The sequence below is a fragment of the Pseudogemmobacter hezensis genome (genome assembly GCF_013155295.1).
GTDB lineage: Bacteria > Pseudomonadota > Alphaproteobacteria > Rhodobacterales > Rhodobacteraceae > Pseudogemmobacter > Pseudogemmobacter hezensis.
In genome coordinates, this window is record NZ_JABJXT010000001.1 from 404,940 (window position 1) to 430,892 (window position 25,953).

Sequence of the window (25,953 nt, forward strand, 5' to 3'; positions counted from 1 at the left end):
CAGAGCCAAAGGATCGGGATCAGCACATGAGCGAGCGCCCCGCCAAAAACGCGGCAAAACATCCCGCCCCAAAACACCCTGCCCCGAAACATCCCGCCCATGAAGAGGCCGCCGCCACTCCAGGCAGCCCCGCGCGCGGGACCGAAGCTCAGGCAGGATCTCAGCGAACGGAAACGCAGGAGTCAGCAGCAGCGCAGGGGTCAGCCGTCACCACCGACCCGCGCACGCAACTGGCCCAGCTTTTGCCCAATCTGCGGGCCTTTGCGATCAGCCTGTCGCGCAATGTGGTTCTGGCCGATGACATCGTTCAGGAAACCATCCTGAAAGCCTGGTCGAATATGGATAAATTCGACCCCAGTACCAATCTTGAGGCCTGGCTCTTCACCATCCTCAGGAACACCTATTACTCTTTCCTGCGCAAAACCCGGCGTGAGGTTCAGGACAGCGACGGCACCTTCGCCGCGGGCCTTTATGAGCGCCCGGCCCATGACGGCCGCCTGGCCTATAACGATTTCCACCGCGCTTTTGACCAGCTTTCGCCCGAACACCGTGAGGTGCTGATCCTGATCGGGGCCTCGGGCTATTCGGTCGAAGAGGCCGCCTCGATGATGGGCGTGGCGCCTGGCACGGTGAAAAGCCGCGCCAGCCGGGCCCGCAAGCGCCTGTCGGAACTGATGGGCCTTGCCGAGGGTGAAGACCTGTTTTCCGGCATGGATGCCGCCACGACCGCCGTTCTCAGCCGCTCGGCCGCCCCCGCCTTATGAGACTGGGTTCTATGAGGCTGGCGACAGCAAAAGGCATAACCTCGGGTCTGGCGCTGCGACTGGCCGCAATGATCATGCTGGCGCTTTTGCCGCTGGGATTTCTGGCCCTGGCCCAGACCCATAAAACCGTGGCCCAGGCCGAGGAAACCAGGCTTGCCGCTTCGGTCGGACATACCCTGCAAGAGGCCCTGCGTGAGATCCGCCTGCTCCGCGCATCCCAGGTGACAGCGCAGCTGCTGGCGGCCTCGCTGCGCAATGCCCCCGCAGATTGCGGCCCGGTGGTTTCCGCCTATGTCACCGCAGACAGGCTGATCGCAAGGGCGGCGCAGATTTCCCCAAACGGGCAGATCATCTGCAGCTCTGACGGCAGCCGCCAGGATTTTGGTCAAAGCAGCCGCTTTGCCGGGGTGCTTGCCGCGCCCGGATCGCGGATCTTCTATGACCCCGCCTGGGCGCGCCCCGGCGAAACCGATATCTCGCTGACCTGGCCCGTCACCGATGCCCGGGGCCAGACCACCGGCCTTGTGCTTTTGTCTTTGCCAGAGGCGGTGATACTGCGGATGGCCGATGATCCGGCCGCCCGCGCCCCCGGGCCCGCGCAGCATCCCGATGCGATGATCGCCGTCAATGGCGCCGGCGAGGTCATCTTTTCCTCAACCGGAATTGCCGATGCGGCGGCCTTCCTGCCGCAGGGCACCCCCCTGAGCGATCTGGCCGGAACCGAGGCGCGCAGCTTTTTCGATGATGCGAAAAATGGCCACCGGCAGATGTTTTCCTGGGCGCCGGTCAATTCCGATCTGGCGCTGCTGGCAGCCTGGCCGGTTCCGGCCGCTGACGGTTTTCTCAACCACTATATCCTGCCCTATCTCTTCCCGGCGCTGATGTGGCTGGTGGGGGTGGGCGTCACCATTCTGGGCGTCGAGCGTCTGGTGACCCGCCACATCCGCCGCCTCTCGCGGGCGATGCGCGATTTCACCGCCGAGAACCGCCTGGCGCAGGGCGTCTCGCTGGATCACCCGCCCGCCGAGATCGCCAGCCTCGCCGAGGCCTATCAGGTGATGACGCGCACCATTTTGCGCGATGAGGCAGAGCTGGAAAACCTGGTGCGTCAGAAAGACGAATTGCTGCGCGAGGTGCATCACCGCACCGGCAACAGCCTGCAGCTGATCGCCTCTTTCCTCAGGATGCATCGCCGCGAAACCGAGGATGAGGATATCCGCCTCGTGCTGGATGATCTGCACAACCGGGTGATGTCGCTGTCATCGGTGCACCTGGGCCTTTACCGGATGGCGGGTGGCAGCGAGGTGGCGGTCGATCTGCTGATGGCCGAGGTGATCACCAAGGTTGACCTGATCCATGGCCGCACCGGCAAGACCGGCAGCGTCCGGGCCGATCTGATGCCGCTGCTGCTGCCCTCACAACAGGCGGTGCCGCTGGCGCTTTTGCTGGCAGAGATCCTGTCCTGCTTCCCGCCCGCCGAGGCCGGGGCACAGCCCATCCGTATCCGCCTGCGCCATGAGACAAACAGCGCAACACAGTCGCTGGTGCGCCTTGAGGTGTCTGGTGCCGCGACGGCACATGGCCGCCTGATCGGCGCACATAGCGGCGCCCCCTCGGTGATCGGCGCAAGGCTGATCCGGGGGTTTGTCACCCAGCTGGCGGGCCAGCTTGAGATTGTCGAAGAGGGCCCAAGGGTCAGCGCGGTGGTCAGTTTTGCCTTCCAGCCCGATGAAAGCCAGGCCACGGACGGCATCCCCGCCTCTATAAAAAGTGCAGAGGCCAGCAACCCCGGCACCCCGTCCGCCGCCGCAAACCAGGTTCTGCACTGAAAGCGGGCGGCTGGGGCGGGCAGCCTGTGGGCAGGACGTTCTGAATACGACAGCCTGAGAGCACCCAATCTGAGGCCTCAGCCCCCCGTCACGACAGCGCTTGCGGGGCGATCTGGGGCGATCTGGGGGCGCTCCGGGGCGCAACCCCGACCTTCACAGATTTACAGACAGCCGCACAGGAAACGCCGAAAACAGCCCGCCCAACAGGTCAGGCGGGCCATATTCGAAACCCGAAGGCATGCGCCCCGGCCTGTGTTCAGCCCTCATTGCCGGATGCGGGCCCCGTGTCGCCCCTGGGCGGCACAGCATTCTGATCGGGGTCTTCGCGCTGCTCTTTCCCGATCTCAAGCGCCTGGGAGAGCACCCCCCGAACCGCCGCGCTCAGCTCGGCGGCCAGGGCCGAAAGCCGGGCCGCCTCTTGCGCCAGCGCCTCGCGCGCGGCCGCAGCGTCATCCTCATCCGGCCCGGGCGCTGCCGGGTCACGCCTTGTCATCGCGGCGACCAGCGCGGCCAGAGCCGCCAGGCCACCGCCCGCCCCCAGCGTGCGAACCACCTTGCGGCCAAACCCCTTACCCGAGGTCGCCCGGGTCAAAGCCGCCTGACGTGCAGCCAGCGCAGCGGCACGGGTCTCGCTTTCCAGCCCGTCAAGGCCCCGGCCCATCAAACGCCGGATCTCGCTTTGCAACGAGGTCTCAACCTCGGCCAGGCTCTCATCTGCCTCTGCCTCGTCAAGCAGCCCTTCTTCCGCCGCGCGGTTGATCTTCTGGCGCAGGCGCTCGGCCTCATCGCGGCGCTGATCGACCTCGACCAGCCATTCCGGCCGGGCCTCGCGCGGCTTTGATCTCGCACGCGATATCCCGCTGAAAGCCAGCCAGCCCAGCCCAGCCCCGGCAAGCGCCGCCGCCAGCGGATTGGCACGGATTGTGGCACCTGCCGCTTTGAGTGCGGGCATTGCCGCCTTCAGGGCTGCATTGCCATCCGCCGCCGCAAAGCCGGATGATGTCTCTTCCGCCGTATCATCCTCATCGGCCCGGCCTGCACGCTGCCCGGGAAACAACCGCGCCCGCAGCGCAGCAATCGAGCTGGCAAAAGCAGCCCGATCCGCCTCAAGACTGTCACAATTTTTTTCAGTGCGGCTCATTCCTCATCTCCTTCATCGGGACGGCGTTCGGGCCGATGGCCCAGATACCAGGCCTCCCGCGCCAGAAAAGCCGAGCGCCGGATCTGCCGGCTTCCCCACCAAAGCAGCGCAGCCGCCAGAGCTGACAGCGTCAGCCCCGTCACCAGCGAGGCGATCAGCGGCGTAAGCCCTGCCAGAACCAATCCGGCATGGGCCGCATCTGTCAGCTGCCCCAGCCCCAAAAGCACCAGCACCAGGGCCGCCAGCAGCGCCACGATCCCCCGGATCACGATGGAAAGCTGCAGACTGGCCTCGGCCTTGCGCCGCTCTATCTCACCACTCAAAAGCCGCAGACCACCCTGGGCGACCTGCGCAATCAAAGCGGTCAACGACATATCGCCCGGGCCCCTGCTCACCTGTCACGCCCGTTGCGCGACGTCAGCAACCGGGCCAGCGCAAAGCCTGCGACTGCGGCCCCCAGCATGAAAAGACCGGGATTGCGCCGGGCCACATGGCGAAGATCTGCCGCGATCTCGCCAACCGGGCCAGAGCGGACCGCATCAGCCGCCTCGGCTGCTTTTTGCGACACGCGCGCGGGAATGTCATGCACCGCATCCTGCGCCCGCCCGGCGGCACTGCTCGCTGCCCGGCGCAGACGACCGCTCAGACGCTCACCGGCTTCGGAAAGCGCATCCAGGGCCTCTTCTGCCCGCTCTGCCGCCTCACGTCCGGCCGTATTGACCCCATCAGAGACCCGACGGGCCGCCGAGGCCGCAACAGTCCCGGCCTTCTCTCTGGCGGTCTCGGCGGCGTCATGCACCGTCTCAGCCATAACCTTGCCAGCCTTGCGCATTCTGTTGGCAGAGGCGGCAGCAGGCCTGCCGTTGCCAGAGGCCTTTGCATCCGTTCTTTTTTCCGCTTGTGCCATCTGTCTTCTCCTCATTGTTAAGGCTGGATCACAAAACGCATGACGCTCAGCGATCCTGCACCTCTTTTCAGCCCGTGCATACAGAAACTCTGCACAGAGTTCCCGCGCAGACCGGCCCTTAAAGCGCGCGCCCTTTAAAGCACGGGGCCATATCTGAAAACGCACCGCCTCCGGCAGCGGTTCCCCGGCCTGCGGCCCAGCCAGGAGAACCAGGCCAAAAACCGCCACAGGCTGGCCCGGCAGCAAAGACCACGATGCTCAGCAAAGCGAAAGCGACAGCCCGTCCCGGGCAGACGCCCAGGCTGGGCAAAAAACAACCCAGGGCAGCACTTTCCTGCCAACAGAAACCCCATAAGATGAATATATCCGAGATATAATTTTTTAAATTTTATCGGGAACCGCCCGGTGGCAATCGCGTTAACACATCGAAGCAGCAAAGCAACCTGTGTCGTTGCGCAAGGCGTTGCTTTGAAACGATTAGTTAAGATGCGACAAAGGGGACGGTGATCCGGATCAGTGTGTTTGGAACAGTGCTGGCGCGACACTCTGGGTTAGAGTCCGGGGGTTAGTGTCCGGCGTAAAGAGTTTTAAGAGTTAATCACCCGTCCATAACCGAGGGACTATATCATTGGGACGGCGGCCCGTGGGTCACCCCATTTCCGCTGCACCCGCGTCATTCTCAGGCGAAATCTCCTGAAAATTGAAAATGAACACCCGTGGCTTTGCCGCGCCCTGTTGTGCTGCCTGAGCGGTGCTTGCAACAGGATAAGAACAGGTCCGGCCCCGCAATTTTCGAGGCCAGATCCACGAGCCGTCGCCAGCCCCAGACTGGCGCGGTCGCACCCCCGGTCAGGGAGGCGAAGAGATTGCTGCTTTCGCTGTTATGAGTGTGTGCCTGAAAGCGGCGGTCAGTTAAAGGCGGGTCCGGCACCTTGTATCCGGTTACATGTTATTGTGTGAGCCGGACCCGTCACAAACTCTGCAAGTGCAGAAGAGTCTGAGGATTTTTTTCGGCAAACCTCAGGCCGTCAGTTGTGTTACGAGTGCTATTTTAACCTGTTTTAACAAGTTCTTGCGTTGTTTTTAACCAGTATCGTGGTTGTCCGTACCGCCGCCCCATTTGCGCCTTGCCAGAAGGTCTTTGACCACCTGGCATCACACGGCAGAGGGGGCGGCAGGTACCCCATGACAAGCCCCCCCCGACAAGCCCCCCGGGGTGCTTTGGGCTTTTCTGAACAACGGAACCTGTTGCGGTGGAACCTTCCGTGGTGCCACCTGTCAGGGATCAGAAAGCGCGAAAGGTCATTGTCGTCAATGTGCGCTGAATTCCGGTAATATCGAACAGCCGCGACGCCAGATAATGGCCGGTATCCTCACCTTCGGGGATATAGACCTTGGCCATAAGATCAAAATCACCGCTGGTCGAGTAAAGCTCGCTGACAACCTCACGATCCCAGATTGCATTGGCCACTTCGTAGGTCTGGCCCGGGGTGCAACGGATCTGAACGAAAACCAATGACATGACGGGATCCTCTCTCTTCCACCGGCAGATTACCCTTCTCTGACGAAAAGAGAAATCCCGCCACCACCAGGGAACCGACGATTTCTTACAAGAAATCGTCCCGGAGTTTTGGAAAACTCCGGGTGCCCCAATTCAGCCCTCATCGCTTTGTGAACGCAGCTCCAGCTTAGGTGCGGCTTTCAGATCGGATATGCCAAGCGGCTGCCGTGGACGGGCCAGACGGTTGCGCACCACCCAATGCAGCCTGGTTTCTGCGCGGGTGATCGCAACATAGGCCAGTCGCTTCCAAAGCGGCACCCCTGCCTCACTGCGATTGGCCCAGGCGGCCGCCGAGAGATCAGGCGCAAAGACCTGCACCTCTGGCCATTGAGAGCCCTGAGCTTTGTGGATCGTGACCGCTGCACCATGCAAAAAGGCAGCCCCCATGGTCGCGGCATGCGGGATGAACGGCTCTTCCTCTTCCGGCTTTTCGATCTTGATGATCGAGGCAGCCGAGAGCTGCGGATCTTCGGCCCCGATCACATGCAGTTTTGCAAATCCTGTCCGATTGCCTGGCCCCAGATAGATCACCTGCGCCCCTTTGATCAGCCCGCGGGCCTCAAGATCGACGCGCTTTTTGCGATGTTTCAGCGGCAGTTCGATGCCGTCGCAGATCAGCGGCTCACCCGGCACCAGGTCATGGTCGGGCGCACCATGGCCAAGGCGAAAGGCGGTGATCAGTTTCACCCGCGTCGCATTGCGCCACACCAGCACAGGCGAGCGGGCCATCAGATCGGCATCGACCCGCTCAGCCCAGACGACCCGATCATCCTGGGCCGCTTTTTCGCGCACCAGGCGCTCAAAATCGTCAAAGCCCAGCCGATCATCCGCCAGCGCATGCGCCAGATCCAGGATCGGATTGTCCTGGGTCTGACGGTGGATCCGGTGCAGATCCAGCCGTTGGTTTGCCGCCAGACTGTCGAAAACCATCTGCCCCGACTGCCCGACCGGGGCCAGCTGCGCCGGATCACCAAACAGAACCAGATGCGGAAAAATCTCTTTCAGATCATTGAACTGGCGCTCGTCCAGCATCGAGGCCTCATCGACAAAGCCGATATCAAGCGGATCATCGCGCCGCTTCCAGCCCTGGATAAAGTCTGATCCCTTCAGCCCCGCCGCCGCCAGCGCCCCGGGGATCGAGGCCACCTGCTGATAAAAGGCATGCGCCCGGTCCAGCGCCTCTTCGGTCAGCCCCTCGACCTTTGGGCGTTCGCCTTGGCCTGACAGCCATTCGGCGATCTTCTCATATTGCGGGTCATAGACCGGCGTATAGAGGATGCGGTGGATGGTGGTTGCGGGCACGCCGCGCTGGCGCAGCACGCTGGCGGCCTTGTTGGTCGGCGCCAGGATCGCAAGCGTCCGCCGCTCTTTGCGTCGCTTGCCCTCCCAATCGCCAGAGACGATCTCAACCCCCGCCGCCTGCAGGGCTTTGTAAAGCTGCGCCAGCAACAATGTCTTGCCAGAGCCCGCCTTGCCGATCACCGCCATCACGGTCGAGCCCCCCTCGCCCGGCGGCGAGAGAATGCCATCGTCGAGATCAACCCCCTGTGCCTTCAGGCCAGAGGCGATGCGGTCCCAGGCCTCGGCCTGATCGTCGGAAAAAATGGGGGCCGATGCTTGCATGGCGCGCAGATTAGCCGCTGCCCGGCCAGAGCGCCAGCGGCTGTCTTCGGCGATCCACAGGGACAGCACCTCTGCCCCCGGATCAGCCGCATATCAGCCGCAGATCAACTGGCCAGGCGGTGACTGCGTTAATGTGGCAGCCCCTTGCCGGGCGGTTTCAGATTGCCCTGCGCGTCTGGCTGGCCAATCTCAAGCTCGGCCGTCCGCAGCGCCTCTTCTACCTTTTGCGCCAATGCCGTCAGATTATTGGCCAGCGCATAGGTCCGCAGATCTTTGAGGACATCGAATACCCAGTCATGCCCCATAATACCACCCAGGCTTGAAAATACCAATAAGTGTAACACCCGCCGGGGGCCTGAGGGTATCCGTCACTTTTCGAACAGTTCTGCACAATATGTGCATAGTTCGAAACAATTAAAATCAAAATGCCGCATCCTTTTCGGATGCGGCATCGCAAGCAACCTGTGATTGCTGCCTCAGCGATTGCGGCTGGCTTCAAGCGTGTCGTCAAAGGTCCGCAGGCCGGTGCGCGGTGCCTGCACCAGCACCGCCATATTGCCGGGCTTATGCTGGTTTTTCCACATCAGCGTATGGGCACGCGGGATCTCGGCCCAGGGGAAAACCTCAGACATGCAAGGATCAAGGCGGCGCTCGCACATCAGTTTATTGGCGGCTGAGGCCTGTTTCAGATGCGCGAAATGGCTGCCCTGCAGGCGTTTCTGGTGCATCCACATATAGCGCACGTCAAAGGTGCAGTTGAAACCCGAGGTGCCGGCGCAGATCACCACCATACCGCCCTTTTTGCACACCAGCGACGAGACCGGGAAGGTCTGCTCGCCCGGGTGTTCGAACACGATATCGGGGCTGACGCCTTTGCCGAAAATATCCCAGATCGCCTTGCCGAATTTACGCGCCTCTTTCAGCCAGACATTATATTCCTCTGAGTTCACCCTGGGCAGCTGCCCCCAGCATTTGAACTCATTGCGGTTTATGACCCCTTTCGCCCCCAGCGACAGAACGAAATCGCGCTTGGTCTCATCCGAGATCACCCCGATCGCATTCGCCCCCGCCGTATTCGCCAGCTGGATCGCGTAAGAGCCCAAGCCCCCCGAGGCGCCCCAGACCAGCACATTCTGCCCCGGCTTCAGATCATGCGGCGCATGGCCGAACAGCATCCGGTAAGCGGTGGCCAGGGTCAGCGTGTAGCAGGCCGATTCCTCCCAGGTCAGATGCTTCGGGCGCTCCATCAGCTGCTGCGCCTGGACCTTGGTGAACTGGCTGAAAGAGCCGTCATGCGTCTCATAGCCCCAGATCCGCTGCGTCGGCGAGAACATCGGGTCACCGCCGTTGCATTCCTCATCATCGCCATCGTCCTGATTGCAGTGGATCACCACCTCATCCCCGACCTTCCAGCGCTTCACCTTTTCGCCCACCGCCCAGACGATGCCCGAAGCATCCGATCCCGCGACGTGAAAATCCTGCTTATGCACATCAAAGGGCGAGATCGGCACGCCCAGCCCCGCCCAGACGCCGTTGTAATTCACCCCCGCCGCCATCACGAGCACCAGCACCTCATTGCTGTCGAGCTTCCAGGTATCGACCACCTCCAGCTGCATGGCGGTTTCCGGCTCTCCGTGGCGCTCGCGCCGGATCGCCCAGGCATACATTTTCGCCGGCACATGACCCAGCGGCGGCATCTCACCAATCTCGTAGAGGTCTTTCTTCGGGGCGTCGTAGGTCATGATCGATGCCTGTCTGTCCAGTGCCATGAGCGAACTCCTGATCTCGTGCCGCGCCGCAGGATCGGCGGCCGTTGTCAGGAGGTTTAAAATTCAACGCGCAATAATGCAACCATATTTGACAATCGTGGGTAATTTTATGTCTGCCGCAATGCAGCGCAACCCAAATGCCGCCAATGCGGACCTGATCGACACCTCTTCGGGCGGTCAACTGGCAGAGCAGCAGCCAGGCCAGCGGCAAACCAGTGGAGATCGGGAAAAAGAAAGGCGCCCTTCGCTGAATGCGCGGGCGCCAGTTGTGGAACGAGGGACAGTGCAATCAAGGGACGGGGGTTCCATTTCCCGCGCCTTCTGAACATGACTTAGAAACATTACTGCCGGATTAAAGGGCGGATAGCATTTTTGTGATCTGGCCGCCCAGGAGGCACTCTGCCCCTGGCGCTACTGCGGCCTGCCGCTCTCATCCCCGGATTGCAGCCTGAAAAGCGGGGATGACACATGATGCCAGCCCGGCCTTTACCGCCCCGGATCTTTACCGCCCCGGATCTTTACCGCCCCGGATCCTTACCTCAGCCCTCGGCAGGTTTGCGCAGCGAAGCCGCGTAAAGCGAAACCGCCGCCGCGTTCGAGACGTTCAGGCTGCCAAATGCCCCCGCCGCCGGGATTTTCGCGATCAGATCACAGGTCTCGCGGGTTTTTTCGCGCAGGCCAGGCCCCTCGGCCCCCAGCACCAGCCCCACCGGGCGCGTGCCCGCCTGTGCCAGCGCATCCGCCAGCGGCAGCTCCGCCTCGCCCGCCAGACCGATCAGCAAATAGCCCATGTTGCGCAGCTCGTTCATCGCCTCTGACAGGTTGGTGACCCGCAGATAGGGCTGCCGCTCCAGCGCGCCAGAGGCGGTTTTGGCCAGCGCCCCGGTCTCTGGTGCCGAATGATGGCGCGGCGCGATCACCGCCCGCGCACCGAAAACCTCAGCCGAGCGCAGAACCGCGCCGACGTTATGCGGATCCGTCACCCGGTCCAGCAGGACGACCAGCGGCTCGCCCGCGCCCGAAACCGCGACATCCTCAAGGCTGCCCCAGTTCAGCGCCTTAACCTCAAGCGCGGCGCCCTGGTGGACCGAGCCCGGATCAATCGGCACATCAAATTTGCGCGGATCGACCATCTCCGGCTCCAGCCCCGAGGCGGCAACCGCATCGGCCAGCTTATCAAGGGCGTTGCGGGTTACCACCAGGCGCAGCTTTTCGCGCTTTGGGTTCAGCAGCGCATCACGCACCGCATGCAGCCCGAAGAGCCAGACCGTTTCCTTCGCCTCGGCCCGCTTTGTACGTTCCTTATCGACAACCCAAGCTGGTTTCTTCATCGCCGGTCCCTCGTCAGACGCCGTCATTTCCCGCCAGACCAAAGGCCGAAAGCGACGCAAAGCGCAAGACCAAAGCCGCATGAGCCGATAAACGGTAGAGGCTGCAGACCCCAAAAGGGAGGATGGAACGGGCGGCAGGAAACAGCGCTTAGGATCAAACCTGACAACACTGATCATTGTGAAATTCATCAATAGCTTGCCGAAATCATACTGGGGAAGCGCTGTTGAGCTGAACAGCTGAGCGCTAACAAAAGTGCAATCGGCACGTGAATAATGCCATCGAGATTGACAGATGCAGCTGCCGCACTGCTATATCCAACTAAACCTTAAGGCGATTTTCATGCAATTTCGGGCAGTTCTGCTTTTGATCAGCTTCACTCTTCATCTGAACGGATGTGTAGAGCCATCCCAGACCACCGTCTCCGGCCCGTCAGGGCAACCCATTAACACAGCGAAGTGTAGCAGGTCGTCGGAAGGATGCCTGTCGAAGGCGGCTGAGACCTGCAGGGGCCCCTATCAGGTTGTGGACAGCTACAGCAAAGCCGGGGGGCTTGTTGCCGATATAATGCCCGGTCCGGTCACGTGGTATTACATGACTTATCAATGTGGGCGCAGTGACGGGGGAATGCCGACATTCCAATTCAGAGGGCAGTCTTACCAACCGCCACCGATAGTTGCCGCACCCGCGCCGCGCATGACCACTACGAACTGCAATCGACTGGGCACTAACGTCACCTGCACCAGCTACTGACGGGGAGAAACTGCAGAAATAGTCGAGTGGCTGACCTCGGCAGGTGTGGCCTCGCGATTCTTTTGTGAAGTCAGGATTATTTCCTGCAATCAAACTCAATCCAAACCCGATGCATGCCAAGCTTGAGGTGTTAGCAAAGAGACCGCGACAGATCGCAATCGAGGGGTATCCCAAACGCGGCTTTCATGTGGGACACAATGCGTCCTAACCGATTGGAAATCATGGTCTTATCTTGGTGGGATGGAGCGGGCGGCGGGAATCGAACCCGCGTCATTAGCTTGGAAGGCTAAGGTCTTACCATTACACAACGCCCGCAGCGCGTGACCTGCCCGAGGGCATCGACCCAAAGATCTGGTCACCCGGTTTCAATAACGGGCTTCGCCGGACAGTGCAAGAAGATCAGCGCATCATTATACGACGGTTTTGCCGCAATAGCGCCACCCCTGCCCGCCGGAACCCGCCCATAAGCTGTGTTTTCATTTGACCTGAACCCGCTTCGGGTGCAGGAAACGCGCCATGCTGATCCTCAAGATTTTCCGCCGAACCGAATGGGATGCCTTCCGCGCTGCCGGTCAGACCGCCGGGGCTCCGGTTGATCTTGCCGATGGCTATATCCATTTCTCGACCCCCGTTCAGGCCGCGGAAACCGCCGCAAAACATTTCGCAGGTGAAAGCGATCTGGTGCTGGTGGCCTGTGATCCGGCGCAGCTGGCCCCCGATCTGAAATGGGAAGAATCGCGCGGCGGCGCGCTTTTCCCGCATCTTTATCGCCCCCTTCGGCTGAGCGACGTGATCTGGGACAAGTCGCTGCCGCTGGGGGCAACCGGCCATATCTTCCCCGAAGGTCTGCTGTAAACGGCGCCCGGGCCTTGCCCGCATCTGCGGCCCCTCGCTTACCACGACTGCCCCAGCCCCGATAAGACCCCGATAAATATCCAACAGAGCCTGCCAGATGAACATCGCTGAACGCGCCGGACTTTGCCTCTTGCACCGCCTTGATCCAGAGCGGGCGCATAGCCTGTCGCTGACGGCGTTGAAGTCGGGGCTGGCCCCTCTGCCGGGGCTGGTGACTTCGGCCAGGCTGACCACCAGCCTTGCGGGGATGCTTTTGCCCAATCCGGTCGGGCTGGCGGCGGGCTATGACAAGAATGCCATCGCCATCGCGCCGCTTTCCCGCGCAGGGTTCGGCTTTGTCGAGGTGGGCGCTGCGACGCCGCGCCCACAGCCCGGCAATCCGCGCCCGCGTCTGTTCCGGCTGCGCGAGGATCAGGCCGCGATCAACCGCTTTGGCTTTAACAACGAAGGCGCCGAGGCGATTGCCGCCCGCCTGCAGGCCCGGCGCGAAGGCGATGTGCCGGTCGGGCTGAACCTGGGCGCGAACAAGGATTCAACCGATCGCGCCGCCGATTTCGCCAAAGTGCTGCGCATCTGCGGCCCCCATGTCGATTTCGCCACCGTCAATGTCTCGTCTCCGAACACCGAGAAACTGCGCGATCTGCAGGGCCCGGCGGCGCTGAATGCGCTGCTGGCGGGCGTGATGGAGGCCCGGGCCGATCTGCCGCGCCCGATTCCGATTTTCCTGAAAATCGCCCCGGATCTGAGCGCCGATGAAATCGCCGCGATTGCCGAAACCGCGCTGACCTCTGGCCTGTCGGGGATCATCGCCACCAATACCACCCTGTCGCGCGACGGGCTGGCCAGCCCGCATCGCAATGAGACGGGCGGGCTGTCGGGTGCGCCGCTGTTTGAACGCTCAACCCGGGTGCTGGCGCAGCTGTCGCAGGCGACGGCGGGGCGAATCCCACTGATCGGGGTGGGCGGCGTCGGCTCGGCCGAGCAGGCGTTTGAGAAGATTCGCGCCGGGGCCTCGGCGGTGCAGGTCTATACGGCGATGGTCTATCAGGGCCTGTCGCTGATCCCCGGGATCGCACGCGGCCTGGACGCTTTGCTGGCGCAAAACGGCTTTGCCTCGGTCGCGGATGCCGTGGGCAGCGGGCGCGAGCGCTGGCTCTGACGCAGGGGTCAGCGGCCAGTCAGGTCAGTGCCCTGTCAGATCAGGGCCCTGTCAGATCAGGGCCCTGTCAGATCAGCACCCCGTCAGATCAGCGCCCTGTCAGGGCATAGGCGACCAGGCCGACATATTCCTTGGTCGCAACATCCAGCTGGCGCAGGTTATAGGCCAGGTTCCAGCCCAGCCCGGCCCAGGGAAACGGGCGCGAGCGGAAATCGGTCGGCCAGGCCAGAAGGCCTCCTTCCGTGCCCGCCCCCGCCGTAACCCATCCTGCCGCCGCGAAGGTGCGCATCGAGCGCTCCATATGAAAGGCCGAGGTGACCAGCAGCCAGGTCTGATCCGGCCTCGGATCCAGCATTTTCAGGCTGAAAGCGGCATTTTCGGCCGTATTGCGTGAGGCGGTCTCCAGGATCAGCCGTTCCGGCGCGATGCCCTGTTCCAGGAAAAACACCATCGCCGTGGTGTTTTCCGGGGCCACCGCCAGCGCCCCCAGATTGCCAAGCGCCCCCGAACCGCCCGAGAAAACCAGTTTTGCCTCAGGGTAAAGCCGGGCCAGCCGCAGCGCCTCGGTGAAACGCTCGCCGCCCTCGTTGAAGCGGACCTGGCGGCCCTGAGCGGTCCAGAGCCCATCCTCGGCGCCGCCCAGAACCAGAATCCCATCGACGCGGGCCGGAGGCGCAGGGATCGGATAGCGCAGCTCAAGCGGGCGCAGCGCCCAGTCGCCCACCGGCAGAATCGCCAGCACCAGCGCATAACTCAGCGTAAGCCCCCCCGACCAGCCCGCCAGCCGCCTGCGGCCCAGGAACAGCCCAAGGCAAGTCAGCGCAAGGCCGATCACCAGCCAGGTTTCGGGGCGGATCAGCGTCCAGATGATTTTCGAGGCGGCAAAGAAAAGCGTGTCCATCCGGGGGTTGTGCCCCGCCCCGCCCGCCCGTGCAAGCTGTGGAATCCCGCCTCAGCCAGGCAGATAGCCATGGCGGGCATGAAAGCGCGCCAGCTCATCCGGGCCGGGCCTGCCCGCGCCGGAAAAAATCGCCACGTAATCGGGCACGCGCCGCATCCGCTCGTCCAGGGTCTCGCGCACCTGCATCGAAATATAGCCGATCTGCGTCAGATAGATCGCGCGGGCGCGGACATCGGCCTCGCCGGGCGCATGCCCCCAGCGGATCAGCATCTCGCTGAGTGCCGCCAGCCGCAGGCGGTCAGCCTGATGGATGCGGGCGGTGATGCCCGCGTCCTGCAAAGCCCAGCCGCGCACCGCAAATTCCATCGCATCATCAAAGACCTGGCCGTCAAGAAAGACCGAGATCACATTCAGATGCGCCTCAGCCTCACTTGCGGCATAGGCCGCGCAGGCCGACACCAGCGGCTGCGTCGTGCGACTTTCCCAGCGATCGGCCAGCGCATCCAGCAGGCTTTGGCGGTCCTTGAAATGCCAGTAGAAACTGGTTCGCGCCAGCCCAAGCCTGGTTGCCAGCGGCAGGATTCGCACCTGGTCGATCCCGCCCTCGGTCAGCGCCTGACAGGCCGCATTCAGCCAGATTTCCGGCGATCCGCGCCAGCCCGTTTCCTGAATTTCCGTGCTCTCCATATCCGACAGCCTAATCGCCGGGCGATCCGCATGCAATGCAATGTTCAGTCATGATCGAAAACTTGACACAAGTGAACATTTTGCGCAGCATCACCGCAACGATCATCCAGCAGGTTCGCCCGATATGTCGAATGACCCCCTTCTCCAGCCGTATCAGCTGAAACATCTGACGCTGAGAAACCGCATCATGATCACCAGTCATGAGCCCGCCTACCCCGAAAACGGCATGCCGAAATCGCGCTATCGCGCCTATCATGTCGAGCGGGCAAAGGCGGGGGTGGCGCTGACGATGACGGCGGGCTCGGCCTCGGTCGCGCGCGACAGCCCCCCGGTTTTCAACAATATCCTGGCCTGGAAGGATGAGGTCGTCGGCTGGATGAAGGCGATGGTCGATGAATGCCACGATCACGGCGCGGCGGTGATGATCCAGCTGACCCATCTGGGGCGGCGCACCCGCTGGGACAAGGGCGACTGGCTGCCCGTTCTGGCCCCCTCGCATGAGCGCGAGGCCGCGCATCGCGCCTTCCCCAAGCGGATGGAGGATTGGGACATCGCCCGCGTCATCCGCGATTTCGCAGACGCGGCCGAGCGGATGAAGGCCGCGGGCGTCGACGGGATCGAGCTGGAGGCTTACGGCCATCTGCTGGAGCAATTCTGGTCGCCGCTGACAAATGACCTCGACGCGCCCTATGGCGGCAGTCTGGAAAATCGGCTGCGCTTTACCTTTGACGTGCTGGCCGCGATCCGCGAACGCTGCGGGCCGGATTTCATCGTCGGGCTGCGCTATACGGGCGATCAGGGCCTGGCGGGCGGCATGGGCGCCGATGAGGGGCTGGAGGTCTCAAAGCGGCTGCGCGATTCCGGGCTGGTCGATTTTCTGAACGTGGTTAAGGGCCATATCGACACCGATCCCGGCCTGACCGATCTGATCCCGGTGCAGGGCATGCCCTCGGCCCCGCATCTGGATTTCGCGGGCGAGATCCGGGCGGCGACCGGCTTTCCCACCTTCCACGCGGCGCGGATCCCGGATCTCGCCACCGCCCGCCACGCGATTGCCAGCGGCAAGCTGGATATGGTCGGCATGACGCGGGCGCATCTGGCCGACCCGCATCTGGTCAGAAAGCTGGTTCAGGGGCGCGAGGATGACATCCGCCCCTGCGTCGGCGCGAATTACTGCCTCGACCGGATTTACCAGGGCGGCATGGCCTTTTGCCTGCACAATGCCGCCTCGGGGCGCGAGGAAACCATGCCGCATGAAATCGCGCCCGCGCCCGCACCAAAGCGCATCACCATCATCGGCGCGGGTCCGGCGGGCATGGAGGCCGCCCGCGTCAGCGCCGCCCGCGGCCATCATGTCACCGTGCTTGAGGCCGCCGACCGCCCCGGCGGCCAGATCCGCCTGACCGCGCTGGATGCCAGGCGGCGCGAGATGATCTCCATCATCGACTGGCGGCTGGCGCAATGTGAGGCGAAAGGCGTTTCATTCAGCTTCAACACCTTCGCCGATGCTGACAGGGTGCTGGAAACCAACCCCGATGAGGTGATCGTCGCCACCGGCGGCCTGCCCCATACCGAGGTTCTGTCGGCCGGAAATGAGCTGGTGGTCTCGGCCTGGGACATTCTGGCGGGGGATGTGAAGCCGGGCGCCTCGGTGCTGATCTTTGACGATGCGGGCGATCACGCGGCGCTACAGGCGGCGGATCTGATCTCGGCCACGGGGGCTGCGGTCGAGATTGTCACCCCGGATCGCAGCTTCGCACCCGAGGTGATGGCGATGAATCTGGTGCCCTATATGCGCAATCTGCAAAAGCGCGACACCACCTTCACCGTGACCTGGCGGCTGCTTTCCGTTGTGCGCGAGGGCAATCGGCTGCGGGCGACGCTGGGCAGTGATTACGGCGATTTCCGGCGCGAACGACTGGTCGATCAGGTGGTCGTCAACCATGGCACAAGGCCGCTGGATGAGCTGTATTTCGCGCTGAAGCCGCTGTCGTCAAACCTGGGCGAGGTCGATTATGAGGCGCTGGCGACAGGCCAGGTTCAGACGGTTCAACACAACCCGGAGGCCCGCTTTCGGCTGTTCCGCATCGGCGACGCGGTGGCCGCCCGCAATACCCATGCCGCGATCTATGACGCGCTGCGGCTGTGCAAAGACCTGTAACAACCGCCCCAGCCGCTTGCCCGCCCGTTCATCTGCCACGACAGCTGAGCGGGCGGGCGTTTTGGCAGATATCTGGCGATATAGTTATCCCCTGCCGCACGGCTTATGCTTGATTGCGGGCCGCTTCCTATTAGAATTGGGTGAAATCAGCCAGCAGGTGAACCCGTGCGTTATTTCCGTTTTCTCTCTACCCTTCCGGCAGCCACTGCGCTGATGATGGGCCTTGCCTCGCCGACGCTTGCGGCTTTTTGCTCTGACACCGGGGGGCGCTATGAAGAGTGGAAACCGCTGATCGCGCAAGAGGCCCGGGCCGCGGGCGTGGGCGAGCGCGGCATCCAGGCGCTGATGGGCAGCAGCTATTCCAAAGCGACGATCTCTGCCGACCGCAATCAGAAAAGCTTCAAATACACCCTGGATAAATTCCTTCAGGTGCGCGGCGCGGAAACGATCATCAAACAGGGCCGTTCGCGCAAGGCGAAGAATGCGAATTTCTATGCCGCGATCGAGCAGCAATATGGCGTTCCCGCGGGCGTTTTGCTGGCCATTCACGGCATGGAGACCGCGTTTGGTGGCTATATGGGCGATACCAACGTCGTTTCGGCGATTGCCACCCTGTCCTATGACTGCCGTCGCAGCGACTTTTTCACCCCGCATATGATCGCGGCGCTGATCCTGGTGGATCGCGGCTCTATCACCCCGAAAAGCCAGGGGGCAAAACATGGCGAGCTGGGCCATACCCAGTTCCTGCCGGGCAATGCGCTGAAATATGGCGTTGACGGCAATGGCGATGGCAAGGTCGATCTGAACAATATGACCGACGCCCTGGCCTCGACCGCGAACTTCCTGCGCCAGAAAGGCTGGCAACCCGGTCAGGGCTATCAGGAAGGCGAGCCGAACTTCGCGGTCATCAAGCAGTGGAATGCCGCGACCGTTTACCAGCAGGCAATCGCCATCATGGGCAAACGTATCGACGGCTGAGACGCGCCCGGGCTGCGGCACCTGGTGCTTCGCAGATCGCAATGACCGAATGGAAGGCCCGGGCGCGAACGCCCGGGCTTTTCATTTCGGGCTTTTCAGTTCGGGCTTTCTGGCAACGGGCGGTGACATCCAAACTGCCAGCCAGACGCCGGGCTTCACTTCCCAACCACAGCCCCCCTGCCACCAGGCAGCACAACCGGGGCCTCCTGGCCGGGTCCGGCGGCGGAATGGGGCGGGAAATTGCAATGGCGCACCCGCCCGCGACCTGCCGCCTTGGCCGCGTAAAGGGCCTGATCGGCCAGCGCCAGGACGTCTGCCGGCTCGGGGGCGTGACCGCGCCCGACATTGACGACCCCGATACTGGCCGAGACCCGGCAAACCATGTCGCGCCAGGGAACAGGCTGCGCGATCTGCACGACCAGCTGCTCTGCCAGCTGATCCTGGCGCAGCGAGGGCTCAAGGCCCGGCAGGATTGCAATGAATTCATCGCCCCCCACCCGGGCCACGCAATCGCGTGTGCGGGTGTGGCGCAGCAATATAGCCGCAACGGCCAGCAATACCTCATCCCCGGCCGCATGGCCGAACTGGTCATTGACCGATTTGAACAGGTCCAGATCCAGGTGCAACAGCGTGAACGGGCTTTGATCCTGGCACAGTCGCATAAGAAAACTGTCGCTGGCGCGGCGGTTGCGCAGCCCCGTCAGCGGATCGGTCAGCGCGTCATCCTCGGCCTGGCGGCGGGCGCGTTCCAGCCGCTTGCTCAGGCCCCGCATCTCGCGCATGGCCAGCGCGTTTGCCTCGGTCAGGCAAAGCAGCTCAAGCGCGACATCAATAACCGAGAAGTCGGAATCCGCCAGTTTCAGCTGCTCTGCCGCCCGGACGGTATCGATGCCAAAGGAAAAAACCAAAAGCAGCCGCGCCCCGTCACCCAGCGAAAAGGCGGTGCCGCGCAGCCGCAATCCGCCGCCCTTTTGCTCAAGCCGCAACTGCTGGCCGCCGATCAGCGGCAGTTGCATCAATGTGCAGGTCCGCCCCGGGCCACGCAGCTGAAAGTAGTGAAACAGCGATGCGCCAACCATCTCCTGGCCGGGGAACATCCGCGAAAGCAATGGGCCTGCGGCCTCGATCCGCCCCTCAGGGCTGACGATCAGATGCAGCGGCAGCAGCCGCGCAAAATCCCCCTGAGACAGCAAAGCCAACCCATCCGCCACGCCATGATATGGGGCGGGATTATCAGGGGCGGATCCGCCGGGGTCACTGGCGAAATCAACCCCGGCGCGCGGGTCCAGGGGCAAAGCGGCCTGGGAAAGGCCCCCGAATTCGCCGGGCATTTCCTGACCATCGGGGTGAGCATCAGGATCAGGGGTAATGCCTGCCCTTGCCGCGCCCGTATCTGCCTCACGTGCAAGGTCAAAACGTCGCCCGGGGCTGAAACGGGGTTCCAGCAGACGGATCGCCAGTGAAATCCCGCGCCCCTGCGCGGGCGCCTCTTCCTCGATCAGCACCAGGGCCCCGTAATCATCTGCCATCGCCCGCAGGGCCCCGATCAGGATCCAGCTTAATTCCGGCAGACTGTCTGCACAGCTGAGCCGGAAAAGCCCCGGGGCCACGTCTTCGACCCGCAAATCCGGCATCACCAGATCCGGCAGCGCCAGCCGCGCCCTGTCACGCAACTCATCAAGTGAGAAGATGAAATCGGCAAAATCCGCGCCGCCAAAGCGCAGCAGCCGACGCGGGGCGCCATCATAGGCGGCTGCCACCACCCAGGTTCCCAGATCTTCAAGGATCGCCGGAACGGGCCGCCCGAGCGCGCTGGATGTCTGGCGCAGCGCGGCGCGCAGCACCTCATGATTATAGTGCATCAGAGGTTCAAACCCCTGAGGCAGAAAGCCACCAGCGATCCGGATCCGCTCCCATGATTGCGGATCAAAGGTTGCCAGGACGTAATCCTGCAACGCACGAAGCAAAAGTCCATACATTCCGCCAGCCCGCACCGACAGCCGCAAGGGTGCGGCCTGCCCTTTGTGACGCAAAGAAGTTAACAACTTCCTGCATCTTGCGAGGCGCCCTGTGAAACCTGACAGGATGCGTCACGGAAGGCCCCACGAGCCCCCCGGGGGGAATGGCAGCAGATCACGGGCAGCACATCACGGGCAGCAGATCACGGGCAACGCCGGGGACAGGGGCCGCTCAGGGAACGAAAAACAGCCCCGAGCTGCCCTCGCCCAGCTGCATCACCGGGGCCGGGACAAGCGGCGGGGCCGCCTCGCTCCAGTCGACAAGATTGCGCAGCAGCTCATCACGGCTGGCGAATGCGCCTCTGTTGTTCAGCAGACTGGCCGTCAGATAGCTGTCTCCGGCGGCGTAAATCGCGTAGGATTCCAGGCCGCGGCTGTGCTCGGCCAGCACGATGATCTCATCTCCGGGGATCTCTGGCAGCAGATCGGCAACCAGCATCAGGCAGGCGGGCTTGCCCGAGGGCAGCCTGCGTGCGCAGGCCTCGACATGGTTTTCAAGGAACCAGCCCGGAATGCGGTCGATCAGCCCGGCCCTGGTTTCGGCAGGAAGTGCCGGAATGATCGGCATCTGTTCGACCAGTTTCTGACGCATGGCCTCTTCGCTGATCTCAACGGGCGCATAGGCGTTTTGCGGCAGATAACCGGCATTGAGCTGGTTCTGAATCTCGGCCTCAAGCGCGCTGTTCCCCGTCTCACGGGCATGTGCCAGCACCCGCTGGCTGGCCTGTGCGCCGGCAATACCCAGCTTTTCCACCACACGGCGCGAAAACGTGCTGGCGGGCTTGCGTCCGTCGATGATCCGCTGCGCCTGGTCCTGCGCCGACCAGCTTTCGGCATTCAGCAAAGGCGTTTGCCACAGCACCGCCGCCAGCAGCGTCAGCAGGGCAAGCCAGGGGTTCGCGGCCCGGATCCAGCCCGCAAATCCGCGCCCACGCAACAGTCCGGCCGTATAGGCCAGCCCATAGATCAGCCCGATAATCGCCAGAAAAAGCACGAACAGCCGGTTCGGCATCAGCCCCTGATCCGCGATCCGGATCCCGACGGCCCAAAGCGCCAGCCCCGCCAGCACCGCGATCAGAACCGCCATGACCCGCGCCGAGCCCCGGATCAGCAGGCTGCGGCTGGCATGGGCATCATCGGCGTCCAGCGCCACCGTCACCAGCACAATCCCCGCCGCCGCCATCGCCAGCATTGTAAAGGCAAGCGAGATCCCCCCGAAGTTCCGCTCGACCCCCCAGATCAGCAAGGCGCCGGCAAAGACCAGCGAGACCAGCGTCACCACCGGCAAAAGCAGCCTGAGCAGCCAGTGAATGACCCGCGCAGGCAGGGTGCCGACCATCTCATTGACCACCGCCACCGCCAGCCCAAAGGCCAGACCGGAAATCACCGGCGCCGCCCAGCCGCGCATCAGCAGCCGGTCGATCAGCGTCACCCCGACCACATCCAGCAAAAAGGCCGAAAGCGCCACGACCAGCCAGACCGCCAGAGTGAAGAAGAGCGCGATCAGAACTCTGGTCGTGATGCCCCAGACAATCCCGAACAAGGCCGGATAGGCGTTCCAGCGCCCCAGCGATCCGCCTGCCCTCTCGCCCGCACCATTGTCAGAGCCCACGCCCATCTCGGCCAGCAGGAAGGGCACCGGGATGATTGCCACCGCCAGCATCGCCAGCAGATGCCCGGGCGTCTCAAAGATGTCGATCGTCAGCGGCCAGCGCATCGACATCAGCAGCATCAGCCCCCCGGTCAGTGCCGCCAGCGGCAGCGCCCGCCCCAGGGCCTCGCGGATCCGCAATGGTCCCGCCATCGCATAAAACGCCCAGGCGAATACCAGCACAAACCCGCTGGCCGCCGTCGTAAGATGTGGATCGACAGCCCTGACCCCAATTGCATGCAGCTGCCAGAGCGCAAAGCCCGCAGCCCCCCCCAACAATGCGAAAAACCAGCGGTTCAGAACGGTGGACAACATCAACGCCTCACGGGTGAACAGGATCGGCCAGAGGAGAGCATCTCCTGCGGCATTGCAAATAGATCGGCCGGAAGGGGCCGCTATGGGCTGGCCGCAGGGCCATTGGGATCAGGAAGCCAGAACCACAGCAGGCCAGAGCCACAGCAGGCCGGTGTCAGCAAAACGGGCTCAGCAAGGATGGCGGCAGCAGGAAGGGATCAGCAGACCGCGTCAAAGGACCGCTTACCCGTGGCCCTGCTTACCCATGACCCTGCTTACCAGTGACCGGTGTTTTGCATCGAGGCCCAGGGCTCTGCCGGGGCCAGGGCCGCGCCTGCCTGCAACAGCTCGACCGAGACATTGTCGGGGCTGCGCACAAAGGCCATATGCCCGTCACGCGGCGGGCGGTTGATCACCACGCCATTGGCCTGCAGATGGGCGCAGGTCGCATAGATGTCATCGACCTCATAGGCCAGATGGCCGAAATGGCGGCTGTCCGAGGGCAGGCCTTTGTCGCCATCCCAGTTCCAGGTCAGCTCTACCGGGCATTCCGGCTGGCCCGGGGCGGCCATGAAGACCAGAGAGAAACGCCCGGCCTCATTGTCGATCCGGCGGATCTCTTCCAGGCCCAGCAGGCGAAAGAAGGCCATGCTCGCCTCAAGATCAAGGACACGAACCATGGTGTGCAGATAGCGAATTGTCATCAGCGCCTCCGTTGCGAAAGGATGCCCCGGCCTAACACGCCCGCGCGATTTGCGACAGAGAGGGTTTTCCTGTCCCTGTCCCTGTTCCTGCCTGCAAGCAGGGCGCCGCCAAATCCCGGCCAAAACCCGGCCGGGCCTGCGCGGCTTTGTTGGGGATTGCGGCTTGCACCCTGCCCCTTGCTGTAGTCTATGGAAGATCACCTTGCTGCAGGGCCCGGGCGCGCGGTCCGGGGCTCAGCTGGCCTGGCACAATCCGCCTGCCCGCACCCCCGCATCAATGCCGCCACCGCCCCCGCAGCGCATCAGACCCTGTGAAATGAGGCCAGGCTTTGCGGCACCCGGAATATCAATATCTCGATCTGATGCAGCAGGTGCTGACCTCGGGCGATCAGCGCGTTGATCGCACGGGTGTCGGCACGCGCTCGGTCTTTGGGGCGATGACGCGGTTCGATCTGTCAAAGGGCGAAGCGCCGATCCTGACCACCAAACGCGTCTACTGGAAAACCGCCATCAAAGAGATGCTGTGGTTTCTGACCGGCAACACCAATATCCAGCCCCTCCTGCGCGAGAATGTGCGGATCTGGAGCGACTGGCCCCTGGCCAGCTATCGCCGCGAGACCGGGGAAGAAATCAGCCAGCAGGATTTCGAGGACCGCATCGTCGCCGATGACGCCTTTGCCGCCCGCTGGGGCGATCTGGGCCCGGTTTACGGCAAACAATGGCGGCGCTGGCTGGCGCCTGACGGGCGCGAGATCGACCAGATCGGCGGGCTGATCGAGACGCTGCGCACCAATCCCTCCAGCCGTCGCATGCTGTTCCACGCCTGGAATGTCGGCGAGCTGGGCACGATGGCGCTGCCGCCCTGCCATATGGTCTATCAGTTCCATGTGACCAGCGACGGGCGGCTGAATATGCTGTTCTTCCAGCGCTCGGCCGATCTTTTGCTGGGGGTTCCGTTCAACTGGGTCGGGGCCTCGTCGCTGCTGCTGATGATCGCACAGCAGGCCGGGCTGACCCCGGGCGATCTGGTCTGGACGGCGGGTGATGTGCATCTCTACCTCAACCACCTGGACCAGGCCCGCGAGCAGCTGTCGCGCGCGCCGCGCCCGATGCCGAAGATGCGCCTGATCCGCCATGCCGCCAGCATCGACGACTACCGGATCGAGGATTTCGAGGTCACCGATTATGATCCCCATGCCATTATACGCGCCGATGTCGCAGTCTGACGCCGTGCCCGGGAAAGGTCTGCCATGCTAAGCCTGATCGTCGCCCGCTCGCCCGAGGGGGCCATTGGCCGGGATGGCGACATCCCCTGGCACGCCCCCGAGGACCTGGCGTTCTTCAAGCGCGAGACGCTGGGCGGCGCGGTGATCATGGGGCGTCGCACTTGGGAAAGCCTGCCGTTCAAGCCGCTGAAAAACCGTGACAATATCGTGGTTTCAACCACCATGAGCGGCGATTTTATCCGCCCCTCGTTTGCACAGGCGCTGGAGCATGCCAAAGCACTTGGCCATTCGCGGATCTATGCGATCGGCGGGGCCTCGATCTATGCGGCGGCGCTGCCACTGGCGGATCGGCTGCTGATCACCGAGGTCGATGTCAGCATCAAAGACGCCGATACCTTCTTCCCCGCCTTCCCGCCTGAGGCCTGGATCCGCAAAGGCAGCCTGGCGCTGCGTGCGGCCGACCCGGCCTGCCGGCTTGATGAATATCTGCGCCTGCAGCCGCAACCATCCAGCTGAGCGCCGTCCCGGCCACAGGCCAACCCCCTCTTTCCGCCTTGCAGAAATTGTGCAAGGCTCAGCCGCGATACCCGGTCCCCCCGACACCCGGTCCCCCCGACACCCGGCCCCCCCGATACCCCGCCCCAATGCCCGGGCCCCGTTACAGGAGTTTTCAGATGGTCCTGCGCCAGTTTCCCCCGCATATCGCCGCATTCGCTCTGGCCCTGGGCCTGGGTCTGACCCTGGGTCTGGGTACCCCTGCGGCAGCCCAGATGCATTATGACAGCTTTGTCCCCGGCAATGAGCAGACCGATGTGAACGGGGCCTATAAGCGCTATCAGACCCATGTGCTGAAACTCTCGGCCCATCGCTATGCGGTTCTGTTCCAGCCCGGCTTTGTCGATCAGGCCACCGCCGCCCGCACCGTGACGCCGCTTTGCGCCGCCACTGGCCGCGTGGCCGCCGTTCAGGGCCAGATTGCCCCGGTCGATGTGCTGCTTGAGAATGGCGAGCCGCTGGTGCAGCAGGGCTTTCGCGTGGCCTGCGTGAAATCGGGCGGCTGAAACCGCCCCCCCCCCCTGCGACAAAGACAGAGCATCCCATGATCGTTTACGGCATCCCCACCTGCGACACGACGAAGAAAGCGATCCGCGCCCTTGAGGCCGCGGGCCGCGACGTTCAGTTCCGCGACATCCGCAAAGACCCGCTTTCCGAGGCCGAGATCGCTGAGATCGTCACCGAATTCGGCGAGCGTGCGATCAACCGCCAGTCGACGACCTACCGCAGCTTTTCTGATTTCCTGCGCGAGTCAGAACCCGAGGCCCAGATCGCCGCCCAGCCGACGGTCATGAAGCGCCCGGTGATCCGCGATGGTGCAGATTGGTATCTGGGCTGGGATGAGGCGACGGCAGGCAAACTGACTGCTGCGTAACAAAGGGGGGCAGCGCTGATCCCGCTCTGCGCTGCCACTCAAACGCCCTGCCTCTGACAGGGTTCTCTTTGCACGGAACCACTGCCACAGAAGCAAATAAGCCCCGGAAACAAATAAGCCCCGCCATTCCGGGCGAGGCCATCTGTATATCAGAGAAGTCAGCACCCTGAATGTGCCCTGCCCGGCAAGCCGGGCAAAGGCCAGGATGCAGGGG

23 protein-coding genes and 1 tRNA gene are annotated in these 25,953 nt (G+C 63.2%); 10 read left to right on the plus strand and 14 right to left on the minus strand.

The genetic code is table 11. From position 1 onward, the window contains the following. Window positions 1–26 precede the first annotated feature (26 nt). Window positions 27–764, plus strand: coding sequence for an RNA polymerase sigma factor (locus HOY34_RS01790; RefSeq protein WP_172359578.1), 738 nt, complete (start codon window positions 27–29; stop codon window positions 762–764). An 11-nt stretch (window positions 765–775) separates the two neighbouring features. Continuing rightward, window positions 776–2,593, plus strand: coding sequence for a sensor histidine kinase (locus HOY34_RS01795; RefSeq protein ID WP_172359579.1), 1,818 nt, complete (start codon window positions 776–778; stop codon window positions 2,591–2,593). Between the two features lie 256 nt (window positions 2,594–2,849). On the opposite strand, the gene HOY34_RS01800 is transcribed toward HOY34_RS01795, so the two are convergent. From HOY34_RS01800 to HOY34_RS01840, 9 genes are all read right to left on the minus strand, one after another. Further along, entirely contained in the window at window positions 2,850–3,734 is an 885-nt protein-coding gene (locus tag HOY34_RS01800) for a hypothetical protein (RefSeq protein ID WP_172359580.1), read from the minus strand. Next, window positions 3,731–4,108, minus strand: a complete 378-nt coding sequence (locus HOY34_RS01805) for a phage holin family protein (RefSeq protein ID WP_172359581.1) — start codon at window positions 4,106–4,108, stop codon at window positions 3,731–3,733. The genes HOY34_RS01800 and HOY34_RS01805 overlap by 4 nt, the downstream gene beginning before the upstream one ends. Window positions 4,109–4,125: 17 nt before the next feature. Further along, complete coding sequence (locus HOY34_RS01810; RefSeq protein WP_172359582.1) at window positions 4,126–4,641, minus strand: hypothetical protein; 516 nt, start codon at window positions 4,639–4,641, stop codon at window positions 4,126–4,128. Between the two features lie 1,285 nt (window positions 4,642–5,926). Further along, window positions 5,927–6,163 (minus strand): Lrp/AsnC ligand binding domain-containing protein, encoded by a 237-nt coding sequence (locus HOY34_RS01815; RefSeq protein WP_172359583.1) that lies wholly within the window; start codon window positions 6,161–6,163, stop codon window positions 5,927–5,929. Window positions 6,164–6,295: 132 nt separating this feature from the next. Next, a complete protein-coding gene (locus tag HOY34_RS01820; protein WP_172359662.1) occupies window positions 6,296–7,825 on the minus strand; it encodes an ATP-dependent DNA helicase in 1,530 nt (509 codons plus the stop codon). Between the two features lie 128 nt (window positions 7,826–7,953). Then, window positions 7,954–8,130: a hypothetical protein gene (locus tag HOY34_RS01825; protein WP_172359584.1), complete on the minus strand. Its 177-nt coding sequence runs from the start codon at window positions 8,128–8,130 to the stop codon at window positions 7,954–7,956. A gap of 171 nt (window positions 8,131–8,301) precedes the next feature. Continuing rightward, complete coding sequence (gene ccrA, locus HOY34_RS01830; RefSeq protein ID WP_172359585.1) at window positions 8,302–9,594, minus strand: crotonyl-CoA carboxylase/reductase; 1,293 nt, start codon at window positions 9,592–9,594, stop codon at window positions 8,302–8,304. A gap of 539 nt (window positions 9,595–10,133) precedes the next feature. Then, complete coding sequence (gene rlmB, locus HOY34_RS01835) at window positions 10,134–10,925, minus strand: 23S rRNA (guanosine(2251)-2'-O)-methyltransferase RlmB (RefSeq protein ID WP_172359586.1); 792 nt, start codon at window positions 10,923–10,925, stop codon at window positions 10,134–10,136. A gap of 992 nt (window positions 10,926–11,917) precedes the next feature. Next, window positions 11,918–11,991 (minus strand) — tRNA-Gly (locus HOY34_RS01840). 201 nt (window positions 11,992–12,192) lie between these two features. Here HOY34_RS01840 and HOY34_RS01845 point away from each other — a divergent pair. Next, complete coding sequence (locus HOY34_RS01845; RefSeq protein ID WP_172359587.1) at window positions 12,193–12,531, plus strand: DUF952 domain-containing protein; 339 nt, start codon at window positions 12,193–12,195, stop codon at window positions 12,529–12,531. 97 nt (window positions 12,532–12,628) lie between these two features. Continuing rightward, window positions 12,629–13,690, plus strand: a complete 1,062-nt coding sequence (locus tag HOY34_RS01850; RefSeq protein WP_172359588.1) for a quinone-dependent dihydroorotate dehydrogenase — start codon at window positions 12,629–12,631, stop codon at window positions 13,688–13,690. An 88-nt stretch (window positions 13,691–13,778) separates the two neighbouring features. On the opposite strand, the gene HOY34_RS01855 is transcribed toward HOY34_RS01850, so the two are convergent. Both HOY34_RS01855 and HOY34_RS01860 read right to left on the minus strand, forming a co-directional pair. Beyond that, the gene (locus tag HOY34_RS01855; protein WP_172359589.1) at window positions 13,779–14,591 is read right to left on the minus strand and encodes a YdcF family protein; all 813 of its coding nucleotides are present in this window, start codon (window positions 14,589–14,591) and stop codon (window positions 13,779–13,781) included. A gap of 51 nt (window positions 14,592–14,642) precedes the next feature. Beyond that, window positions 14,643–15,278 (minus strand): TetR/AcrR family transcriptional regulator, encoded by a 636-nt coding sequence (locus tag HOY34_RS01860; protein ID WP_172359590.1) that lies wholly within the window; start codon window positions 15,276–15,278, stop codon window positions 14,643–14,645. 124 nt (window positions 15,279–15,402) lie between these two features. Here HOY34_RS01860 and hpbA point away from each other — a divergent pair, with 124 nt between their 5' ends. Both hpbA and HOY34_RS01870 read left to right on the plus strand, forming a co-directional pair. Continuing rightward, on the plus strand, window positions 15,403–17,439 hold the full coding sequence (gene hpbA, locus HOY34_RS01865; protein WP_172359591.1) for an N-methyl-L-proline N-demethylase HpbA: 2,037 nt from the start codon (window positions 15,403–15,405) through the stop codon (window positions 17,437–17,439). A 213-nt stretch (window positions 17,440–17,652) separates the two neighbouring features. Further along, window positions 17,653–18,417 (plus strand): lytic murein transglycosylase, encoded by a 765-nt coding sequence (locus HOY34_RS01870; protein ID WP_172359663.1) that lies wholly within the window; start codon window positions 17,653–17,655, stop codon window positions 18,415–18,417. A 155-nt stretch (window positions 18,418–18,572) separates the two neighbouring features. On the opposite strand, the gene HOY34_RS01875 is transcribed toward HOY34_RS01870, so the two are convergent. From HOY34_RS01875 to HOY34_RS01885, 3 genes are all read right to left on the minus strand, one after another. Continuing rightward, the gene (locus HOY34_RS01875) at window positions 18,573–20,396 is read right to left on the minus strand and encodes a diguanylate cyclase (RefSeq protein WP_172359592.1); all 1,824 of its coding nucleotides are present in this window, start codon (window positions 20,394–20,396) and stop codon (window positions 18,573–18,575) included. 211 nt (window positions 20,397–20,607) lie between these two features. Then, a complete protein-coding gene (locus tag HOY34_RS01880) occupies window positions 20,608–22,401 on the minus strand; it encodes a DUF4153 domain-containing protein (protein WP_172359593.1) in 1,794 nt (597 codons plus the stop codon). Between the two features lie 254 nt (window positions 22,402–22,655). Further along, the gene (locus HOY34_RS01885) at window positions 22,656–23,084 is read right to left on the minus strand and encodes a VOC family protein (RefSeq protein WP_172359594.1); all 429 of its coding nucleotides are present in this window, start codon (window positions 23,082–23,084) and stop codon (window positions 22,656–22,658) included. 329 nt (window positions 23,085–23,413) lie between these two features. On the opposite strand from HOY34_RS01885, the gene HOY34_RS01890 reads away from it, so the two are divergent. From HOY34_RS01890 to HOY34_RS01905, 4 genes are all read left to right on the plus strand, one after another. Next, the gene (locus HOY34_RS01890; RefSeq protein ID WP_172359595.1) at window positions 23,414–24,310 is read left to right on the plus strand and encodes a thymidylate synthase; all 897 of its coding nucleotides are present in this window, start codon (window positions 23,414–23,416) and stop codon (window positions 24,308–24,310) included. A 24-nt stretch (window positions 24,311–24,334) separates the two neighbouring features. Beyond that, window positions 24,335–24,826, plus strand: a complete 492-nt coding sequence (locus HOY34_RS01895; RefSeq protein WP_172359596.1) for a dihydrofolate reductase — start codon at window positions 24,335–24,337, stop codon at window positions 24,824–24,826. A gap of 158 nt (window positions 24,827–24,984) precedes the next feature. Continuing rightward, window positions 24,985–25,371, plus strand: coding sequence for a hypothetical protein (locus HOY34_RS01900; RefSeq protein ID WP_172359597.1), 387 nt, complete (start codon window positions 24,985–24,987; stop codon window positions 25,369–25,371). Between the two features lie 38 nt (window positions 25,372–25,409). After that, window positions 25,410–25,739, plus strand: a complete 330-nt coding sequence (locus HOY34_RS01905; protein ID WP_172359598.1) for an arsenate reductase family protein — start codon at window positions 25,410–25,412, stop codon at window positions 25,737–25,739. Window positions 25,740–25,953: the final 214 nt, after the last annotated feature.

Bases quoted from the DNA above. Each gene is read 5' to 3' on its own strand.
- HOY34_RS01790 (WP_172359578.1), top strand. From the start codon at position 27: ATGAGCGAGCGCCCCGCCAAAAACGCGGCAAAACATCCCGCCCCAAAA.
- HOY34_RS01795 (WP_172359579.1), top strand. From the start codon at position 776: ATGAGGCTGGCGACAGCAAAAGGCATAACCTCGGGTCTGGCGCTGCGA.
- HOY34_RS01800 (WP_172359580.1), bottom strand. From the start codon at position 3,734: ATGAGCCGCACTGAAAAAAATTGTGACAGTCTTGAGGCGGATCGGGCT.
- HOY34_RS01805 (WP_172359581.1), bottom strand. From the start codon at position 4,108: ATGTCGTTGACCGCTTTGATTGCGCAGGTCGCCCAGGGTGGTCTGCGG.
- HOY34_RS01810 (WP_172359582.1), bottom strand. From the start codon at position 4,641: ATGGCACAAGCGGAAAAAAGAACGGATGCAAAGGCCTCTGGCAACGGC.
- HOY34_RS01815 (WP_172359583.1), bottom strand. From the start codon at position 6,163: ATGTCATTGGTTTTCGTTCAGATCCGTTGCACCCCGGGCCAGACCTAC.
- HOY34_RS01820 (WP_172359662.1), bottom strand. From the start codon at position 7,825: ATGCAAGCATCGGCCCCCATTTTTTCCGACGATCAGGCCGAGGCCTGG.
- HOY34_RS01825 (WP_172359584.1), bottom strand. From the start codon at position 8,130: ATGGGGCATGACTGGGTATTCGATGTCCTCAAAGATCTGCGGACCTAT.
- ccrA (WP_172359585.1), bottom strand. From the start codon at position 9,594: ATGGCACTGGACAGACAGGCATCGATCATGACCTACGACGCCCCGAAG.
- rlmB (WP_172359586.1), bottom strand. From the start codon at position 10,925: ATGAAGAAACCAGCTTGGGTTGTCGATAAGGAACGTACAAAGCGGGCC.
- HOY34_RS01845 (WP_172359587.1), top strand. From the start codon at position 12,193: ATGCTGATCCTCAAGATTTTCCGCCGAACCGAATGGGATGCCTTCCGC.
- HOY34_RS01850 (WP_172359588.1), top strand. From the start codon at position 12,629: ATGAACATCGCTGAACGCGCCGGACTTTGCCTCTTGCACCGCCTTGAT.
- HOY34_RS01855 (WP_172359589.1), bottom strand. From the start codon at position 14,591: ATGGACACGCTTTTCTTTGCCGCCTCGAAAATCATCTGGACGCTGATC.
- HOY34_RS01860 (WP_172359590.1), bottom strand. From the start codon at position 15,278: ATGGAGAGCACGGAAATTCAGGAAACGGGCTGGCGCGGATCGCCGGAA.
- hpbA (WP_172359591.1), top strand. From the start codon at position 15,403: ATGTCGAATGACCCCCTTCTCCAGCCGTATCAGCTGAAACATCTGACG.
- HOY34_RS01870 (WP_172359663.1), top strand. From the start codon at position 17,653: ATGATGGGCCTTGCCTCGCCGACGCTTGCGGCTTTTTGCTCTGACACC.
- HOY34_RS01875 (WP_172359592.1), bottom strand. From the start codon at position 20,396: ATGTATGGACTTTTGCTTCGTGCGTTGCAGGATTACGTCCTGGCAACC.
- HOY34_RS01880 (WP_172359593.1), bottom strand. From the start codon at position 22,401: ATGTTGTCCACCGTTCTGAACCGCTGGTTTTTCGCATTGTTGGGGGGG.
- HOY34_RS01885 (WP_172359594.1), bottom strand. From the start codon at position 23,084: ATGACAATTCGCTATCTGCACACCATGGTTCGTGTCCTTGATCTTGAG.
- HOY34_RS01895 (WP_172359596.1), top strand. From the start codon at position 24,335: ATGCTAAGCCTGATCGTCGCCCGCTCGCCCGAGGGGGCCATTGGCCGG.
- HOY34_RS01900 (WP_172359597.1), top strand. From the start codon at position 24,985: ATGGTCCTGCGCCAGTTTCCCCCGCATATCGCCGCATTCGCTCTGGCC.
- HOY34_RS01905 (WP_172359598.1), top strand. From the start codon at position 25,410: ATGATCGTTTACGGCATCCCCACCTGCGACACGACGAAGAAAGCGATC.